The sequence below is a fragment of the Candidatus Methylomirabilota bacterium genome (genome assembly GCA_035709005.1).
Taxonomy (GTDB): domain Bacteria; phylum Methylomirabilota; class Methylomirabilia; order Rokubacteriales; family CSP1-6; genus 40CM-4-69-5.
In genome coordinates, this window is the sequence record DASTFB010000109.1 from 19,946 (window position 1) to 37,257 (window position 17,312).

Here is a 17,312-nt window from a genome sequence, read left to right on the forward strand (position 1 = left end):
ATCACACCGTCACCTCGCAGCCGTAGCGCTCACGGATCGCCTTCGCCAGCCGCAGCAGACTCGCCGGCCGCGGGAAGCCCGGCATCGGGGGTGCCAAGTCGATCAGCGCCGGGTAGGCGTACTGCGCCCGGTAGCCGCGCTCGTGCTCGATGACGGTGCCCCAGAGCGCAACCTGGCCCACCACCATGCCGGACTGATCGGCCGTCAGGGTGTAGCCGCGCCCGTCCAGCTTGGTGCGGTCCTTGAGCGCGTAGACACCCTCGCCCGGGTTCTTGGGGTTGGCGCGGAGCGGGGTGCCGGCACGCCAGAGCACGTCCTTGTAGACGGACATGAGCGTGCCGTCCGCCGTCGTGCGCCAGAGGCGCCAGCCGAGGATCGGGCCAGCGACGAAGGCCTCCTCTAGCCACTCCCCAAAATTTTGACCCATCACTTCTCCTCCTCCGGCTCGGCCACCGGCTCGGCGTGCGGCTTCATCTTCTGCGGCTGCACGGCCGGCCACTGCATGGGCTCCACCTGAAGTTCCCGTTGCGGTTGCCCGAGGTCCATCAGCTTCCTCCCGAGATTTGCCCGGACACCATCCCCTGCGAGGTCGAGCCCGACGGCAAGGCGCCGACCAAACCTCGAGCGTCGACGGCTGCGCGACCAGGGGGGCGGAGTATGGCCCGGATATCGAGGCCGAAGATGTCCACGACCGTGCCGACCTTGCCGCGCCTGGGCCGCACCAGTGCGATGCCCAGCGGGCCGGGAATCTCGTCGGCGTCCACACGGTCGATCCGGAGGACGTTCCCGCTCGCGTCGTAGGTGCACAGCGCGATGTTGCCCTGCTGATCGACCACGGCGATCAGCCGCCCGACCTCGGCGTAGACGTACTGGACGACTGCGTCCCGCGCCACAGCAGCGGCCGACCGCAGTCCCATCGAGATCGCAACGGCGATCGCGAGAACGGCCAGCGGGCGTCGGATACGCAGCGCGTCCATGAGCGAGCGCAAGATTCATCGACGCGCGACCGGTGTCAATGGACGAATCGGTCGAAAAAATGAGTTTTTGGGGATGGCGCTGTCTTCAAAAAGCTTGGTGCGAGCCGGCGGCGGGCCGATACTTCAACAACTTATCGTGACAACCGGCGACCGTCAGGCTCGGCCCACTGTGCTGGCAGTCGATGACGACCCGGGTTTCCTCGAGGCCCTGGACGTTATGCTTTCCGGTGATTTCACACTCCTCGCCGAGCAGAGCGGACCGCAGGCCCTCGAGCTCGTCCGCAAGCACCGTGTCGACGTCATCCTGCTCGACCTCGTGATGCCCGAGATGGATGGCTTCGAGGTGCTGAAGCGCCTGCGGGCGTCGCGCTCGACCATCCCCGTCATCATCGTCACCGCGTACAAGGACGTCGATCGTGTCGTGAGGGGCATGAAAGGGGGGGCCTATAACTACGTGACGAAGCCCTGGGACGACGATGACGACCTCATCGAGCTGATTCGCGCCGCGGAGCGGGACCGCGCGGAGAGGACGGCCGTGCTGTGCGTCAGCGATGACCCTGCCGCACTGGCGCCCCTGGAGGTGGCTCTCCAGGCGCAGACAAAGGTGGTCGCGTGCACGCCGCAGCACGCCGCCGCCATGGACATCCAGCCCGACATCGTCGTGATCGAAAGCCCCCTCGCCGCGATCGACGAGATGAAGTCGATCCTAGCCGTCCGCGCCCGTTTCTGGGACGTGCCCCTTGTGCTCATCACGAACGGCGCACACGGGGAGGCCAGCCTGACGGACATCGCCGCCCTTGCCCCGACGGCGATATTCGTCAAACCCTATCCCCTGGATGAGATGCTAGGCCGCCTCGCCGCGCTGCTCGCGGCACGTGGCCGGCTCGTACGTGGCTGGCCCCGGTTCGGTCCTCAGTTAGAGCGCGCCATCGATACCCTGGCGCGGCGCTATTCAGACCCGCTGACCGTGCACGAGCTCGCCCGAGTAGCGGCCCTGTCGACCGACCGGCTGGTCCACGCGTTCCGGGAGGCGCTCGGGATGAGCCCGAAGGAGTTCGCGAAGCGGCTCCGGGTGGCCGTCGCCTCGCGGCTGCTCCGGGAGACCGATCTCAAGCTCGAGGAGATCGGGTGCCGGACTGGGTTCAGCGACGGCTCTCACCTGTCGCGGCAGTTCGAGGAGGCCAAGGGAGTCAGACCGGGCGAGTATCGGCGGAAGGCAACCGGATTCGGAGGCGTCCGGCCGCACCAGTCTGGTCAGTGACCGTCGTTATCAACCTCCGCCCCCACCGCGGGTTCGGCCACGACGGGCAGGGCGATGCGGAACGTCGTGCCGGCGCCGGGCCGGCTGCGGAAGTCGATGGCGCCGCCGTGGTCCTCCACGATCTTGTGGGTCAGAGCCAGGCCCAGCCCGGTCCCGCGATCCCTGGTGGTGAAGAAGGGGTTGAAGACGCGCTCGGCGTCGCGCGGCGCGATTCCGGTACCGGTATCGCTCACCTCGATCATGATCCGGCGGTTGAAGAGGCGCAATCGCCCGGCCCGCATCTCGGCGCCCTCCGGCCAGCCCAGTCGGAGGGTCAATCGCCCTCCCTGGCCCATCGCGTCCACCGCGTTGCTCACCACGTTGACCAGCGCCCGGTAGATGGCTTCCTCGTCGGCCTGGATCGGGGGCACGTCACGGGCGTACTCGCGCACGACCAAAATCCCGCGCGCCTCCAGCTCGTGGGTGTGGAGCTCCACTACGCGGTCGAGGAGCAGGGGCAGCCGCACCGTCGAGAACGTCAGGCGGGCCGGGCGGGCCAGCTCCATCAGCCGCTCGACGATGCCGTTGATCCGCTCCAGCTCCCGCGGCACCACGCTCTGAAAGCGCCCACGGAAGTACTCGTCGTCGAAGCGACGCACCAGCTGACGGGTGAAGGTCAAGATCGACGTGAGCGGCGTCTTGATCTCGTGGGCCAGGCCGGCGGCCAGCGTCCCCAGGGCCGCCAGACGATCCGAGCGTCGGAGCTGGGTCTCGAGATTCCGCACGGTGGTGAGATCGCGCACGACACTCACCGCGCCCAGATCTTTGCCGTCGCCGCCCTTGAGCGGCGCCGTGCTGACCTCCACCGGCAGCGCCGCTCCCGTCCGCCGGCGCAGGCTCATGTTGACGTTGACGATCGATGCGCGGCTGGCCAGGGTCTCCATCAAAATCTCGCCCAGCTCGGGCGTGGCGGCGAAGACCTCGGTGCAGTAGCGGCCCGCCGCCTCCCCGGCGAAGTAGCCGGTCAGCAGTTCGGCCACGGGGTTGAGCGTCACCACCCTTCCCTCCAGATCCACCGTGACGATCCCGCTCGTGACCGAGCTCAGGATGCTGTCGGTGTACGTCTTGAGGTCGGCGAGCTCCTCGAACCGCCGCTTCAGCTCGCCGTGCACCTCCTCCAGCGCCGCCCGCTGCTGCGAGAGCTGGGCCGCCATGTGATTGAAGGCCGCGGCCAGGCGCCCGATCTCGTCGGAGGTCGTCGGCGCGATCCGCTGGTTCAGCTCACCGCGGGCGATGGCCGAGGCCCCGGCCTCGAGCTGCTGGACCGGGCGGGCGATGCGGCGGGCCACGAGCGCGGCGGCGGCGGCGCCCAGGAGGAGTGTCACCCCCGCGATGGCGATCAGCTCCAGGCGCGTCCTCGTGATCTCGGCGTCCATCCGCCAGCGCGAGAGTCCGACACGGACCGTGCCCCATTTCTGGGCGCCGACGAAGACTGGCATGGCGAAGTCGTAGATGGGCTCGCGCGTGTCGCCGGCGAGGGTCTGCTGCACCAGCGGCCCGGCGGCCCGGGCGGCCGCCTCGTGAATCGGTCCGGCCAGCACCGTTCCCACCCGCTCGGGACGGCGGTTGTGCGCGGCGACCCGGCCCTCCGCGTCGAGGACGATGGCGTAGACCACGTCCGTCTCCCCGCTCACGCGCTCGACGTTCTGCTCGAGCGCGGTGAAGTTGTAGAGGAGCAGGGGGCCGTAGGACATCGCGGCCAGGTTCCGCGCCAGCACCGCGCCGCGCCGCTCGAACTCCGCCACGATGGCGTCGCGTTGCCGGTGCTCGACCACGGCGGTGACCGCTCCCATCACGAGCACGATGATGAGCACCGTGCCGGCCAGCAGCCGGGCCCGCAGAGACGAGAAGGCGAGTCGGCCGCCCATCAGCGGGTCCGATCCAGCCAGATTTTGCGGAAAGGGATGTAGGGATCGCCCAGGCCGTTCACCTCGACGCTGCGCACGTAGGGCTGAAAGAGCCGCTCGTACGTGTGGTGCAGGATCGGGATGACCGGGACGTCCGCGATGACCTGCTGTTCCGCCTTCCGGTACAGGGCGATCCGCCGGCTGAGGTCCCGCTCGCCGCGAGCCTGATCGAGCAGGTCGTCAACGGTGGCGTTCGCGTACCCGAAGAAGTTTTGGGGACTGCGGGACTGGAACAGCTTGGACAGGAAATTGTCGGGATCGGGCACGTCGGCATACCAGCCGTGCAGGAACACGGGGAACTTGCCCTGGTCCAGCCCTCTGGCGAACACGGGCCAGTCGGTCAGGTACTCGACGTCAGCGTCGACGCCGATGGCCGCCCAGTATTTCAAAACTTCCTCGTGCTGCCGCACGATCTCGTGCCGCTTGACGCTGGACCAGATCACGATTCGGGGCAGGCCTCGCCCGCCGGGAAAGCCAGCCTCGGCGAGCAGCGCGCGGGCCTTGTCGGGATCGTAGACATACCCGCGCAGGGCCGGGTTGAAGCCCTGCGTTCCTGGCGGCAGGATTCCCCGGGCCAGGACGTGACGATTGGCGTACACGTCCCGGAGCAGCGCGACGCGGTCGACGGCATGGATGAGCGCCTGGCGGATACGGCGGTCATCGAGCGGTTTGTGGCGCGCGTTCAGGCCGTACCACCGGATGCTGATCATCGGGCGTCTGACGTGTAGATGGTCCTTGGAAGCGAGAGCCTGCTCGTACTCTCGCGCGGGCGCCGGGGCATCCTCCAGGCGGCCCCGCGCGAACTCCCGGTACATCTCATCCGCGTCATTGCCGGGGAAGATTTTGAACCGGATCTCCGACAAGCGCGGAGGGCCATCGAAGTAGGCGGGATTGGCCGCGAGCACGATCTCCCGGCCGCGATCCCAGCGGACGAAGCGAAACGGGCCGCTCCCGACAGGGCGGCTCCCGAAGCCCTCCCCCTCTCGCTCGACGACATCTCGGGGCACGATCTTGGCATGACCCACGGCCAGCGCCGAGACGAACGGCGTGAACGCCTTGCTCAGGGAGATCCGCACCGTGTGGGGGTCGACCGCTACGAGGCCGGCCAGGTGGCTGGCCCGTCCCTCGCGGAAGTCTCGAGCGCCTTTGATGCCCAGGACCAGATCAGCGGCTCCCGACCGGGTCCTGGGATCCAGGAGTCGGGTGAGAGAGAAGATCACGTCGTCGGCGGTGACGTCTCGTCCGTGGTGGAACTTCGCTCCCTTGCGCAGCGTGAATGTCCAGTTGAGCCCGTCGCGGGACGCCTTCCAAAACTGGGCCAGGCCAGGGACGATGCTCAGTGTCCGGTCGAACTGAACGAGACCGTCGAAGATCTGCTGGGACACCGACCGACTATAGATGTCCTTGATCCGGGCAGGATCCAGGGTCGCCGGGTCGTGCCCTAGGGGACGTCGATACACGGTGGCCGCGGCCGGCGCCGTCGGCCGGTCGTCGGCGTCGGCGAGCGCCGCCGGCCAGACGAGCAGGAATGCCAGCAACAGGGCAAGGAGAGGCAAGCGGAACCTGCCTGCCTCTCCCTCGACCGGCTGACACCGTGACGTCAAGCCGTCCCCGTCAAAACGGGGCCGACCCCGCTCGGCTAGTCGCCACCACTGTCCGCGGTACCGACCGCCTGGAAGAGCTCCGTGGACGAGGTGCCCGACTCCATCACCGGGGCTGCCAGCAGGAACGACGCGAGGATGAGAACTGCCGCCCAGAACTTGGCCATATCGCTCTCCTCCTGTCTCCGAGTTGCGGACTCTCCCCATGAGAGTCCGACCAGTCGGGCGACCGGAGAGCAACACCCTAGCCAGTTTTGCAGTGAGCGCCGTTGTCAGAGAACCACTCCGTTTCGCGACCTTGCGCGGTGGGCTCCAGCCCCGGCCACCGTAGGCCCTGGCCCGTGGCGGTACAGCCTGGACGAAACGCCGGCCCGGAACCTCGGCAACCTGCCGTCCCACCTGACGCTTTTCACCTCTGCCCTGCTACGAGCAACGTTGGCCAGAACCTGATGGCTAGGCGGCTCCCTCCGGACGCCGCAGGCCCCAGCGGGCCAGCTTCACCTTGAGCGAGTTACGGTGGACGCCCAGCAGGCGGGCGGCCTCGCTGACGTTCCACCGCACGCGCTCGAGGATGCGCAACACGATCTGACGTTCGAAGTCCTCGGTGGCCTCGACCAGGGAAAAGCCCGCCGCGGGCGGGCGGACGCGCTGGTCAGGGACGAGCAGGTCGAGCGGGAGGTCACCGAGGCCGATGACCGGCCCCTCGGCGAGCGCCACCAGCCGCTCGACGACGTTCAGCAGCTCCCGCACGTTGCCTGGCCAGCGGTACTCCTGGAGGACGGCCATGGCTTCCGGCGAGAGCCCTTCGATGCGGCGGTTGAACTGCTGGCTGTACTGGCGGACGAAGTGCTGGGCGAGCAAGGGGATGTCCTCCCGCCGTTCGCGCAGCGGCGGCACCGCGATCGGCACCACGTGCAGGCGGTAGTAGAGGTCCTCCCGGAACCGTCCGTCGGTCACGGCCTGCTTGAGGTCGACGTTCGTGGCCGCGATGATCCGGGCGTCGAACCGTATCGAGCGAGTGCCGCCTACCCGCTCGAACTCGCGCTCCTGCAACACGCGGAGCAGCTTGGCCTGCAGCTCGGGCCGGATCAGGCTGATCTCGTCCAGGAACAGCGTGCCGCCGTGGGCCATCTCGAACCGTCCTACCTTGCGCTGGAAGGCTCCGGTGAACGCGCCCCGCTCGTGGCCGAACAGCTCGGACTCCACCAGGCTGTCCGACAGCGCGGCCGGGCTCACCGGCACGAAGGGCCGGTCGCGCCGCGGTCCCTGACGGTGGATGGCCCGGGCGACCAGCTCCTTGCCCGTGCCACTTTCCCCTGCGATGAGCACCGTCGTGGTCGTCCGGGCCACCTGGGCGATCAGGTGGTAGAGCTTCTGCATCTCGGGGTGCTGTCCCACCAGCTCGTCGAAGTCCTGCTGGCGGGCCAGCTCCGAGCGCAGGAAGACGATCTCCCGCTCCAGCGAGCGCCGCTCCAGGGCCCGCCGGATGAGCGCCAGCAGCTCGTCTTCCTCGAAGGGCTTGGTGAGGTAATCGAAGGCTCCGAGCTTCATCGCCGCCACGGCCGTGCGCACGGTCTTGACGGCGGTGACGAGGATGACCTCGACCGCCTCGTCGATCGCCTTGATGCGCTCCAGCACCTCGATGCCGTCCATCTCGGGCAGGCGGATGTCGAGGAGCACCAGATCGACCTGGCTGGCGCGGAGGATCCCGAGCGCGGTCGCGCCGTCGGCGGCTTCGACCACCTCGTACTCGTCCTCCAGGATCAGGTGGAACGACTCGCGTAGTCCTGGATCGTCGTCGACGACGAGCACGACGGGCCGCATCGTGCGGCCCGGCTCAGCCCCCCCGGAGGGCCGCACCTCGGGCATTCGAGGACTCTACCACCGCCCGGGACGGAGTTGAACCGCTCCCCGGGACGAGCGCCGGCGGGCCCCACGCTGCACGAGCACGCGGGCTGGGCCTCCGCGGAGGCGCCAACGGACACCGTTCGACGCCCGATCACCCGGTCGGCCGATACACGCAGGCGGTGGCCACCGCCTGGGCCAGGTAGCCGTAGTCGAACGGTTTGGACACGTAGTCGAGGGCCCCCATCTTCAGCGTCGCCCGCGCCAGGCCGATGTCGTCGTTCGCCGTGATCATGATGACCGGGAGCGTCGGGTGCGCGGCCCGGATCCGACGGAGCACTTCGACGCCGTCCATGTCGGGCATCCGGATATCGAGCAGGACGACGTCGGGCGGCGCCCGCTGGATCAGCGTCAGGGCATCCCGGCCCGTCAGGGCGACGTCCACGGTGTAGCCGGCCTCCGCGAAGAAATCCAGGAGCACCTCGGCGACCGCCGGTTCATCGTCGACCACGAGGATTCGGGACGCCTCACTCATGGGAGCTGGCAAGTCTGCGGACGTCACTGCACAGCAATCATCGGACCAGGCCCCGTCGGCGCAATCCCGAGCAAAGTCGCCGTTTTCGAGGTGTCCCGGCCGACCCGGCCGTGTGGAGATGCACAGCCGTTGGTCAGCCGAATGGGGTGCGGGCCGAATTTTCTTAGTTGCTGCGAACTTGGTGGGCTGTCCGTGACCTGGCCACTGATGGCCCGCCACGGTGCGCCGTCGTCGAGCTGAACGCGTCCGAGGAAGCTCTACGACATCGCGGCTCTGCTGCGCGATCCCGAGCGGTACGTCGTCGAGTCGTGTGGTGGAGGACGACGGGAGAGCAGGCGGTCGGGCCGACGACGACCAGGCAGCGGCGCCCCACCTGTCCCGCGATCGCCCCACCCTGTCTGGTAGGCCGCAGGATAAGTGCGGCTACCAGGTATCCGGGTCTTCGGCACGAGCCTTGCTGATATGATGAGGGCAAGGAGGGGCGTATGGCGACGATCAAAGGCTTTCTCGTCGGCCTTATCACCGGCGCCGTGGTGGCCTACTGGTTCAGAGACTGGATCGCCGCTCGGATCGACGCCCGGACCGAGACCGTCCGCTCGCGAACTGCCCATAGGCTCCACGCCGCGGCGGACGCCATCGAGAAAGGGATCGCCGGCGCGGAGGCGACCGCCACGCCTACCCGGATCGTCCGTAGTTCCTGATCAGGGTCGGCGCCAGGTGTCGTGATGACGCCCCGCCGAATTCTGGTGCCGCTCGACGGACGCCGGGCCTCCGAAGCCGCGCTGGCCATCGCCGGCGAGCTGGCAAGCGCGGCCGGAGGAACCCTCTACGTGATCCGGGTGCTGGAGACGCCGGGGCCCAGTGCAGAGGCGTCGGTTCGGCACCGAGCCGCCGCGCAGCAAGCCACGCGCTACCTGGGCTCGGTCCGCCAGCGGGTCACGGCTGAGGCCGGTGTCGAGCTCAGTACCGCCGTGTGGTCGGGGTCGCCGGCCGCGGCCATCGTCAAGGCCGCGGAGTTGATCGAAGCGGACATGATCGTCATGGCGACCGGTGCCCGTTCCGGTGCCCCGCCGAAGCTGGTCGGCAGTGTCGTCGAACGTGTGCTCGCCGGGACGAGACGCCCCGTGGTCGTGGTCACCGCCCCCGAGGCGCTGGTCGACACATCGCTCGGTGATGCCGCGCCGCTCCCCAACCGCGTGCTGACCGACGCGGAAACTCGTCTGCCGGCCGACCCGCCAGCGGCTGGCGATCGCGCGCTGGCGCCGACCGAGGCCTACCTCGAGTCTCTGCGCCCCGTGGAGGAGTGCGAGCGAGACGTCGTCCGCATGGTGACGACGATCCAGGACGCGGCCAAGCGCCTCGAGCGCTGGCAGGCGGTCCACGTTGCCCACGCCGGGGCCGGCTTCCCGAAGGAAGTCACGATGGCGGGCCGGGCCATCGACGCCACCACGTGGCCCACGGCCGGACAGCTGGCCGACACCCTGGCCGACTGGCATTCCGCGGCGGAGTCGGCGCGGGTCGCCTGGAGCCACGTCCCGGACGAGGAGCGCTCCGGGCTCCCGCCACCGCCGTAGCGCGCGGGCGGCGACGGTCAGCCGGCGCGCCCTCGGCCCCGGCCTGGCGCTCGGACGCCGAGGCGGAACGCACGCTCTCGCCCGCCAGCACGCGGGTGCGGGTGCTCGGCCAAATCGCGAGCTGCACGGAGACAACCGCCCGAGCCGGATTTCGGCCGATCAAGACAAGTAAATCAGCTAGTTATAAAGACAATGTGAATAGTTGATAATTTCGCTCGGAATTGTTGTATTCTCCCGCGCATCGTGCGGGAGGAACGCGTCATGAGCGAGCTCGAGCTGCACCACCACTGGGCGGACGACGAGGAAATCGACACGTTCGAGTGCTTCGTCCAGGATTTCTGGACCGGCCGCGTCAACCCGGACGACTTCAAGCGGTTCCGTCTGCAGCACGGCGTCTACGGCCAGCGACAGCAGGACGTGCAGATGGTGCGCGTGAAGATCCCGTGGGGTGGGCTGACCGCCGATCAGATCGAGCGTCTCGCCGACGTCGCGGACAGGACGCCGCGCGGCGTCGGGCACGTGACCACGCGCCAGAACGTGCAGTTCCACTTCGTCCCCCTGGCCGAGGTCACCCCCCTGTTGCGCGAGCTGGCAGAGGTGGGGCTCACCACGCGCGAGGCGTGCGGCAACACGGTGCGCAACGTGACCGTCGGGCACTGCGCCGGCGTGTGCCCCGCCGAGATCTTCGATCCCACTCCGTACGCGGATGCGGTGGCCCGCTTCCTTCTGCGCAATGCCATGAACCAGAACCTGCCCCGCAAGTTCAAGATCGCCTTCTCCGGTTGTCCCGACGACACGGGCATCACGCCGATCCATGACGTCGGTGTCCGCGCCGCCGTGCGCGAGGCGGAGGGCGTCGCGACGCACGGCTTCGAGGTCCTGCTCGGCGGCGGACTGGGACCGGCGCCGCAGCTGGCCCAGGCCCTGGAGGAGTTCACGCCCGCGGCCGACCTGTTGCCGACCGTCGCCGCCATCGTGCGCGTGTTCGACCGCCACGGAAACCGGGAGAACCGGAACCTGGCCCGGCTGAAGTTCGTCGTCAAGAAGCTCGGCATCGACGCCGTCCGTGGCCTGGTGCACAAAGAGCGCGAGGCGCTGCGGCTGACGATGACGTTCCCCGCCGTCACGCCATGGGTGGAGACGCCGCCGCCCGCCGGCCCGGCCGATGGATGGCCCGCCGGTCCGGCCGATCCGGGGTACCCTCGCTGGCGGTCCACCAACGTGCTGGCCCAGAAGCAGCGGGGTTACGCGATGGTCCACATCCGGCTCGTCCGCGGCGACGTCACGGGGCGCGAGCTGCGCACGGTGGCCCGGATCGCGCGCGAGCTCGGCGATGGTCGGGCGCGGACGAGCAACCAGCAGAACCTGGTGCTGCGCTGGATCCCCGTGAAGGCGCTGCCCGGGGTCCACGCCGCGCTGGCGGCCGTGGGCCTCGCGCTGCCGGGCGCCGAGCGCCTCATCGACGTGACGACGTGCCCGGGCGCCGATACGTGCCAGCTCGGGATCACATCGTCGCGGGGGCTGGCCCTGGCCCTGAGCGAGCGGATCGAGCGCGCGCTGCCCGAGCTCGCCGACGCCGAGGGCGTGCGCATCAAGATCTCCGGTTGCCCCAACTCCTGCGGACAGCACCACATCGCCGCCATCGGGCTCTTCGGCGGCGCGCGCAAGTTCCACGGCGAGCAGGCGCCGACCTACCAGCTCCTGGTCGGCGCGCGCCTCGCCGGCGGCGCCCCGCGCTACAGCAAAGCCCTGGCCCGCATCCCGGCGCGGCAGGTCCCCGACGCCGTGCAGGCGCTGCTCGAGCGCTTCCGGGACGAGCGCGCGCCGGCCGAGACGTTCGACAGCTTCGTGGACCGCGTCGGCGTTCAGCGCCTCGCCGAGATCGTCGCGCCGTGGTCCGAGCTGCCGCCGCTGGCCGAAGCGCCCGAGCGGTACCTGGACTGGGACTCCGGCCAGCGGTTCACCCTCGAGACCGGCCCGGGAGAGTGCGCGGCGTAGCCGCGATCACATGCCGTCGCTTCTCGGCAGGACGATCGCGCTGACGGAGTCCCGTCGTGCCGCCGAGCTGGCCACGCTGGTCAGCAACCTGGGCGGCCGGCCATACGCGGCCCCGGCCGTCCGCGAGGTGATCCGGCGCGACCGCGGTCCGGCGCTGGCCGCGCTGGAGCGGGTGGTCGCGGGCGAGGTCGCGGCGGTGATCTTCATGACCGGCGTCGGCGCGCGGGCGCTGTTCGCCCTGGCCACGGAGGCGGGGCGACGCGAGGCCCTGCTTTCCGCGCTGGCGCGGTTGCTGGTCGTTCCGCGTGGCCGCAAGGCTCTGGCGGCCCTCCGGGAGGCGGGGGTGACGCCGGGCGTGGTCCCCGCCGTCCCGACGTCCGCGGGGGTGCTCGACGCGCTGGCCGCCTGGGACCTGTCCTCGCGGGCGGTGGCGATCCAGCTCGCGGGGGACGAGAACGCGGTGCTCGTCGATGGGCTTCGCGCGCGGGGTGTCGAGGTCGTGGAGGTCCCGCTCTACGAGTGGACCCTGCCCGAGGACTGCCGGCCGCTCGAGCAGCTCGTCCACGACTTGCCGACGGGGCGGGTGGACGCGATCGCCTTCACCAGCGCGCCCCAGGTGCGGCATCTCTTCCTCGTCGCCGAGCGGGCCGGCCTGGCCGACACCGTGGCGGCGGCACTGCGCGACCGGGTGCTCACCGCCGTCGTCGGACCCGTGTGTGGCGCGGCCTTGAAGGAGCGCGGGGTGACCCCTGCGGTGGAGGCGGAGAAGGACACCATGGGCGCGCTCATCCACGCGATCGCCGCCCGCCTGGGGCAGGCGTGAGCTTCTCCTACCCGATCGCGCTGGATCTGGCGGGGCGCGCGGTGGTCGTCATCGGCGGCGGCGCGGTGGCCCAGCGCAAGGTCGAAGGCCTTGGTGCGGCAGGCGCTCGGGTGACCGTGATCGCGCCCGAGCTGACGTCCGCGCTCGGTGACCTGGTCCGGGCACAGGTGTTCGTTCATGTCCCGCGCGAGTACCGCGACGGCGACCTGGAAGGGCAGGACCTGGCGTTCGTCGCCGTCGGTGACCCGGCCGTGGGCGACGCCGTAGTCGACGAAGCCCGCCGCCGGCGCGTCTGGGTGAACGCGGCCGATGATCCAGCGCGCTGCGACTTCGTCCTGCCCTCCATCCTGCGCCGCGGCGCCCTGATCGTCGCCGTGACGACAAGCGGGACCTGCCCGGCGCTGGCCCGGGCGGTGCGAGAGCGCGTCGCCGACGTCGTCACCGAGGAGTACGGCGAGCTAGCGGCAGTCGTGGCCGACGTCCGCCGGGAGCTACGCCAGCAGGGGGCCAGCCCGGAGGCCGAGATCTGGCGCCGGGCGATCGACGACGAGCTGCCGCGGCTGATCCGTGAAGGCCGACGGGCCGACGCCCGCCGGCGCCTGCGCGAGCGGCTCGGAGCCACCTGATGCCTCGGGGAACGGTGGCCCTCGTCGGCGCCGGACCCGGTGATCCGGGCCTGCTCACCGTGCGCGGTCGCCGCCTGCTCCGGCGCGCCGACGTGGTGGTCTACGACCGCCTGGTCGATCGGCGGCTGCTGGCCCTGGCCCCGGACGGCGCCGTGCGCATTTTTGCGGGCAAGGCCACCGGCCGGCATGCCCTCGACCAGCGGCGGATCAACGACGTGCTGATCGCACACGCCCGGCAGGGGTGCCGGGTCGTGCGGCTCAAGGGCGGGGACCCGTTCGTGTTCGGCCGCGGCGGCGAGGAGGCCGAAGCCCTGGCGGCGGCCGGAATCCCGTTCCAGATCGTGCCCGGTGTCACCTCGGCCATCGCCGTCCCGGCATACGCCGGCATCCCGGTCACCCACCGGCGGCTGGCGTCGTCGTTCGCCGTCGTGACGGGGCACGAGGACAGTCGCCGGGCGAGCCCCCGGGTCGACTGGACGCGACTCGCCACCGCGGTGGACACGCTGGTGATCCTCATGGGCCGCACGGCCCTGCCGAGCATCGCGCGCGAGCTGGTCACCGCCGGACAGGCGCCGTCGACGCCGGTCGCCGTGGTGCGGGCGGGGACAACCCCGGACCAGCAGGTGCTCAGGGGAACCCTCGGCGACATTGCCGCCCGGGTGGCGGCGGCGCACCTCGACTCGCCGGTCGTCATCATCGTCGGCGAGGTCGCGCGCCTGCGGCTCACCGCGCCCCGAAGGCCGCCGCCGGCCTCCACGAACGGCTTGACTGGAAGGGGACGTCCAGAGTACGTCTAGAGTGGGTGTCCAGCGAGCAACAGGTCGAGGCGCTCCTCGCCGCCGCCCGTGACGGCGTGATCGTGGTCGATGACGAACGGACATTCGTCGATGCCAACCCGGCCGCGTGCCGGCTGCTTGGCCGCTCCGTCCAGGATCTTGTCGGTCGCCGGTTCGACGACCTCCTCCAGCCCGGCGTGAATCTCGAGAGCGCCTGGCAGGGGTTTCTCCACTGCGGCGAACAAGTCGGCGAGGTGCGGCTCATCCGCCCCGACGGGGCGGTCACGCACATCGAGTACAGCGCGACGGCTCGGTTCGTGGCCGGCCGTCACCTGGCGATCCTGCGCGACATCGCCGACCGCAAGCGAGCCGAGAGGGAGTGGACGGAGTTACGGCAGCGCGAGCAGTTGCGCTTGCGGGAGACGGAGACGTTACTGGCGGTGAGCCGGGCGCTGAGCTCGACGCTCGACCCCGCCGAGACGATGCGGCGGGTGGCCCGGGAGATCGCCCGGGCGATCGGGGCCGACATGGTGGGCGCCTACCTCTCCGACGCCGCGGGGGAGCATCTTTGGCCCACGGCCGGGTATCACGTGCCTCCCGATCTGCTCGACGCCTTCCGGCAGATCCCGATCCCGATCAACAACCATCTGGCCATCGAGGAGGCGTGGGCGCACCGGCGCGCCGTGTGGACCGACGACATGCCGAGCGACCCGCGCGTCGACGTGTCGATCCTCCGGCAGTTCCCGCATCAGTCCTGCGTCTTCGTGCCGATCTGTACGAAGGACCGCCCGGTCGGCGGCTTCTTCGTCGTCTGGTGGACGGCGCGGCGCTCCATCACGGAGTGGGAGATCGGTCTGCTCCAGGGCATCAGCGACTTCGCGGGGATCTTCCTGGAAAACGCCCAGCTCTATCGCGAGACGGCCGAGGCCAATCGCGCGAAGGAACAGTTTTTCGCCATGCTGTCCCACGAGCTGCGCAATCCGCTCGGTGCGATCGCCAATGCGGTGGCCGCCCTCGATCGTTGCCGGGCCGGCACCGACACGGCCGTGCGGCTGCGTCAGATCATCGATCGCCAGACCCATCACCTTACGCGGCTGGTGGATGACCTGCTGGACGTGGCCCGGGCGACGGCCGGCAAGATCAGCCTGCAGCGTCAGCCCGTGGATCTGAGCGACGTGGCCGGCGGCTGCGTGCGCTCGCTGCGCGAGAGCGGGCGTGTCCGGCGCCACCGGTTGACGTTTCGGGCCGAGTCCGTCATCGTGAGCGCCGATCCCACGCGGCTCGCGCAGATCATCACGAACCTGCTCGACAACGCGGTGAAGTTCACCCCCAGCGGGGGCTCGGTAGACGTGGACATCCTCCGGGAGGGTCAGGAGGGCGTCGTCCGCGTCAGCGACACCGGGATCGGCATGGATCCCCAGATGCTGCCGAGGGTCTTCGAGCTGTTCGCCCAGGCCCAGCAGCCGGCGGACCGAGCGGTCGGCGGGCTCGGTATCGGCCTGGCCCTGAGTCGCCACCTGGTCGAGCTGCACGGGGGCACGATCGCCGCGGCCAGTGAGGGCCGCGGGCGCGGCGCGCAGTTCACCGTGCGCCTGCGACTGGAGCCGGCCGGCGTACCGGCGGCGGCGCCGGCGGCGCCGAGCACGGATCGCAGCCGGAGCGTGCTCATCGTCGAGGACAAGGACGACACGCGCGAGGCGCTGCGGCTGCTGCTGGAGTCGCTGGGGCATCGGGTGCTCGAGGCGCCCGACGGCCCCCGCGGTCTCGAGCTGGCGCTCGATCACCAGCCCGAAGTGGTCTTGATCGACCTGGGGCTGCCAGGGCTGGACGGCTACGAGGTCGCGCGAGCCCTCCGGGCAAGCCCGGCTGGCAAGACGGCCCTCCTCATCGCCGTCACCGGGTACGGGCAGGCCGAGGATCGGCGCCGGTCGAAAGAGGCGGGGTTCGACGCCCACCTCGTGAAGCCGGTGTCGCAGAGCTTGCTCCTGAGCTTCATCACGGCGCCGTCAGCCTCGGACTCCGACCTCGCCGCCCGCTGACGGTCGGTCAGTCCTCCTTCGCCGGGACCTGCCGCGCCGCGCGCGGTGACGGGCTGGCCATCGCCCGCGCTCTCCGCGGGGCCGCGATCCAGGCGGCCAGCGCGGAGGCGCCGATGGCGAGCGCGGCGACGGCGAACGCGATCCGGTAGCTTCCGGTGACGTCGAAGAGCCAGCCGCCGAGGAACGGCCCGATGAACCCTCCCAGTCCGCCGCCGCCGTGGGCCGCCCCGAGAATGACCCCCAGATGCCGCCCCGCGAAGAGGTCGGTCGGGATGGCCGCCAGCAGAGAAATGCGCATGCCGAAGCCCACCCCCGACACCACGTAGCCGAGCAGTCGCCAGAAGTGTTCGGGGCCATCGAGCCAGGCGAGGCATCCGATGCCCGCCATCCCGATGGCCGAGCCGAGGGCAAAGACCCACTCGCGGCCCCAGCGATCGGAGAGGGCCCCGCCGAGCACGTTCCCCGCGACCGTGCACACGCCGCTCAGCCCGAACAGCCACCCGAGCGTCACGGCGCTGAACCCCCGGTCGAGCGCGTGCGCCACCTGATGTGTCGTCACGATCTGGTACCCGATCACCCCGAACCCCCACATCGCGAACACCGCCCAGAACGGGACGCTGCGCAGTGCCATGCCGAGCGTCCAGTCGCTGCCGGCCATCGGCGGCGGATCGACGGTGAGCCCGCGCGAGTGTTCGCGCGTGTCCGGCGGGTCACGATAGAAGAACGCGGCGAGAGGGATGGTGACGACGGCCACGAGGAGGCCGAAGATGGCGAGCGCTTCGCGCCAGCCGAACGTGACGATCAGCCAGGTGTTGAGGGGATAGAAGACGATGGCGCTGGCCGAGGCGCCCGCGCTGATGATACCCATCGCCACGCCGCGCGAACGAACGAACCATCGGCTGACCACCGCCGCAGCCGGCATCTGGATCCCGGCGATCCCCGCACCCGCCAGGACGCCGAACGCCAGGTAGTACTGCCAGAGCGTCGTGACGTGACCGGTCAGCGCCAGAGCGACGCCGAGGAGGATCCCGCCCGCCGGTACCAGGAGCCGGGCCCCCCAGCGATCGTAGAGCCAGCCGGCCAGGGGAGAAAACACCAGGAGCAGCAACCAGCTCAAGGAGTACCCCAGCGCCGCCTCGCCGCGTCTCCAGGCGAACTCGCCGAGGAGCGCGACGTAGAACACCGCGAACGTCGAGCGAACCGACCAGGCGAGCGAGTTGACGGTGGCGGAGACGCCGACCACGACCCAGCGATACGGTGACTGCGCCTCCCCGCCCAGCGGCGCCACAGGCGCGATCACGAGTCCTGTTG

General features: G+C 70.2%; 16 protein-coding genes. 8 read left to right on the forward strand and 8 right to left on the reverse strand.

The window, feature by feature from the left end:
• Position 1: 1 nt before the first annotated feature.
• Both VFR64_20105 and VFR64_20110 read right to left on the reverse strand, forming a co-directional pair.
• Entirely contained in the window at positions 2-427 is a 426-nt protein-coding gene (locus tag VFR64_20105; protein ID HET9492040.1) for a hypothetical protein, read from the reverse strand.
• Positions 428-545: 118 nt separating this feature from the next.
• The gene (locus VFR64_20110; GenBank protein HET9492041.1) at positions 546-977 is read right to left on the reverse strand and encodes a hypothetical protein; all 432 of its coding nucleotides are present in this window, start codon (positions 975-977) and stop codon (positions 546-548) included.
• Here VFR64_20110 and VFR64_20115 point away from each other — a divergent pair.
• Positions 976-2,238 carry a response regulator gene (locus tag VFR64_20115; protein ID HET9492042.1) on the forward strand — a complete coding sequence of 421 codons (1,263 nt, stop codon included), beginning with the start codon at positions 976-978 and terminating at the stop codon, positions 2,236-2,238. The genes VFR64_20110 and VFR64_20115 overlap by 2 nt on opposite strands.
• On the opposite strand, the gene VFR64_20120 is transcribed toward VFR64_20115, so the two are convergent.
• The 5 genes from VFR64_20120 to VFR64_20140 form a co-directional block, all read right to left on the reverse strand.
• Complete coding sequence (locus VFR64_20120) at positions 2,232-4,145, reverse strand: ATP-binding protein (GenBank protein HET9492043.1); 1,914 nt, start codon at positions 4,143-4,145, stop codon at positions 2,232-2,234. The genes VFR64_20115 and VFR64_20120 overlap by 7 nt on opposite strands.
• Positions 4,145-5,740, reverse strand: a complete 1,596-nt coding sequence (locus VFR64_20125; GenBank protein HET9492044.1) for an ABC transporter substrate-binding protein — start codon at positions 5,738-5,740, stop codon at positions 4,145-4,147. Before VFR64_20125 ends, VFR64_20120 begins: the two co-directional genes overlap by 1 nt.
• An 83-nt stretch (positions 5,741-5,823) precedes the next feature.
• The gene (locus VFR64_20130; protein ID HET9492045.1) at positions 5,824-5,952 is read right to left on the reverse strand and encodes a hypothetical protein; all 129 of its coding nucleotides are present in this window, start codon (positions 5,950-5,952) and stop codon (positions 5,824-5,826) included.
• 286 nt (positions 5,953-6,238) lie between these two features.
• On the reverse strand, positions 6,239-7,609 hold the full coding sequence (locus tag VFR64_20135) for a sigma-54 dependent transcriptional regulator (GenBank protein ID HET9492046.1): 1,371 nt from the start codon (positions 7,607-7,609) through the stop codon (positions 6,239-6,241).
• Positions 7,610-7,784: 175 nt separating this feature from the next.
• Positions 7,785-8,165, reverse strand: a complete 381-nt coding sequence (locus tag VFR64_20140; GenBank protein ID HET9492047.1) for a response regulator — start codon at positions 8,163-8,165, stop codon at positions 7,785-7,787.
• A 485-nt stretch (positions 8,166-8,650) separates the two neighbouring features.
• On the opposite strand from VFR64_20140, the gene VFR64_20145 reads away from it, so the two are divergent.
• The 7 genes from VFR64_20145 to VFR64_20175 all read left to right on the forward strand — a co-directional run bounded on the left by VFR64_20145 (position 8,651) and on the right by VFR64_20175 (position 16,001).
• A complete protein-coding gene (locus VFR64_20145) occupies positions 8,651-8,866 on the forward strand; it encodes a hypothetical protein (GenBank protein ID HET9492048.1) in 216 nt (71 codons plus the stop codon).
• Between the two features lie 24 nt (positions 8,867-8,890).
• Positions 8,891-9,739, forward strand: coding sequence for a universal stress protein (locus VFR64_20150; GenBank protein HET9492049.1), 849 nt, complete (start codon positions 8,891-8,893; stop codon positions 9,737-9,739).
• Between the two features lie 261 nt (positions 9,740-10,000).
• On the forward strand, positions 10,001-11,737 hold the full coding sequence (locus VFR64_20155; protein ID HET9492050.1) for a nitrite/sulfite reductase: 1,737 nt from the start codon (positions 10,001-10,003) through the stop codon (positions 11,735-11,737).
• Positions 11,738-11,747: 10 nt separating this feature from the next.
• A complete protein-coding gene (locus tag VFR64_20160) occupies positions 11,748-12,560 on the forward strand; it encodes a uroporphyrinogen-III synthase (GenBank protein HET9492051.1) in 813 nt (270 codons plus the stop codon).
• A complete protein-coding gene (locus VFR64_20165; protein ID HET9492052.1) occupies positions 12,557-13,186 on the forward strand; it encodes a bifunctional precorrin-2 dehydrogenase/sirohydrochlorin ferrochelatase in 630 nt (209 codons plus the stop codon). Before VFR64_20160 ends, VFR64_20165 begins: the two co-directional genes overlap by 4 nt.
• Positions 13,186-13,983 (forward strand): uroporphyrinogen-III C-methyltransferase, encoded by a 798-nt coding sequence (gene cobA / locus VFR64_20170; GenBank protein HET9492053.1) that lies wholly within the window; start codon positions 13,186-13,188, stop codon positions 13,981-13,983. Before VFR64_20165 ends, cobA begins: the two co-directional genes overlap by 1 nt.
• Before the next feature lie 5 nt (positions 13,984-13,988).
• A complete protein-coding gene (locus tag VFR64_20175; GenBank protein HET9492054.1) occupies positions 13,989-16,001 on the forward strand; it encodes an ATP-binding protein in 2,013 nt (670 codons plus the stop codon).
• Between the two features lie 7 nt (positions 16,002-16,008).
• On the opposite strand, the gene VFR64_20180 is transcribed toward VFR64_20175, so the two are convergent.
• The gene (locus VFR64_20180; protein ID HET9492055.1) at positions 16,009-17,301 is read right to left on the reverse strand and encodes an MFS transporter; all 1,293 of its coding nucleotides are present in this window, start codon (positions 17,299-17,301) and stop codon (positions 16,009-16,011) included.
• Positions 17,302-17,312 lie beyond the last annotated feature (11 nt).

What these genes read in the sequence shown, in the direction of transcription:
- VFR64_20105 (HET9492040.1), bottom strand. Translation starts at nt 427, where the DNA reads ATGGGTCAAAATTTTGGGGAGTGGCTAGAGGAGGCCTTCGTCGCTGGC.
- VFR64_20115 (HET9492042.1), top strand. Translation starts at nt 976, where the DNA reads ATGAGCGAGCGCAAGATTCATCGACGCGCGACCGGTGTCAATGGACGA.
- VFR64_20110 (HET9492041.1), bottom strand. Translation starts at nt 977, where the DNA reads ATGGACGCGCTGCGTATCCGACGCCCGCTGGCCGTTCTCGCGATCGCC.
- VFR64_20120 (HET9492043.1), bottom strand. Translation starts at nt 4,145, where the DNA reads ATGGGCGGCCGACTCGCCTTCTCGTCTCTGCGGGCCCGGCTGCTGGCC.
- VFR64_20130 (HET9492045.1), bottom strand. Translation starts at nt 5,952, where the DNA reads ATGGCCAAGTTCTGGGCGGCAGTTCTCATCCTCGCGTCGTTCCTGCTG.
- VFR64_20135 (HET9492046.1), bottom strand. Translation starts at nt 7,609, where the DNA reads ATGCGGCCCGTCGTGCTCGTCGTCGACGACGATCCAGGACTACGCGAG.
- VFR64_20140 (HET9492047.1), bottom strand. Translation starts at nt 8,165, where the DNA reads ATGAGTGAGGCGTCCCGAATCCTCGTGGTCGACGATGAACCGGCGGTC.
- VFR64_20145 (HET9492048.1), top strand. Translation starts at nt 8,651, where the DNA reads ATGGCGACGATCAAAGGCTTTCTCGTCGGCCTTATCACCGGCGCCGTG.
- VFR64_20150 (HET9492049.1), top strand. Translation starts at nt 8,891, where the DNA reads ATGACGCCCCGCCGAATTCTGGTGCCGCTCGACGGACGCCGGGCCTCC.
- VFR64_20155 (HET9492050.1), top strand. Translation starts at nt 10,001, where the DNA reads ATGAGCGAGCTCGAGCTGCACCACCACTGGGCGGACGACGAGGAAATC.
- VFR64_20160 (HET9492051.1), top strand. Translation starts at nt 11,748, where the DNA reads ATGCCGTCGCTTCTCGGCAGGACGATCGCGCTGACGGAGTCCCGTCGT.
- cobA (HET9492053.1), top strand. Translation starts at nt 13,186, where the DNA reads ATGCCTCGGGGAACGGTGGCCCTCGTCGGCGCCGGACCCGGTGATCCG.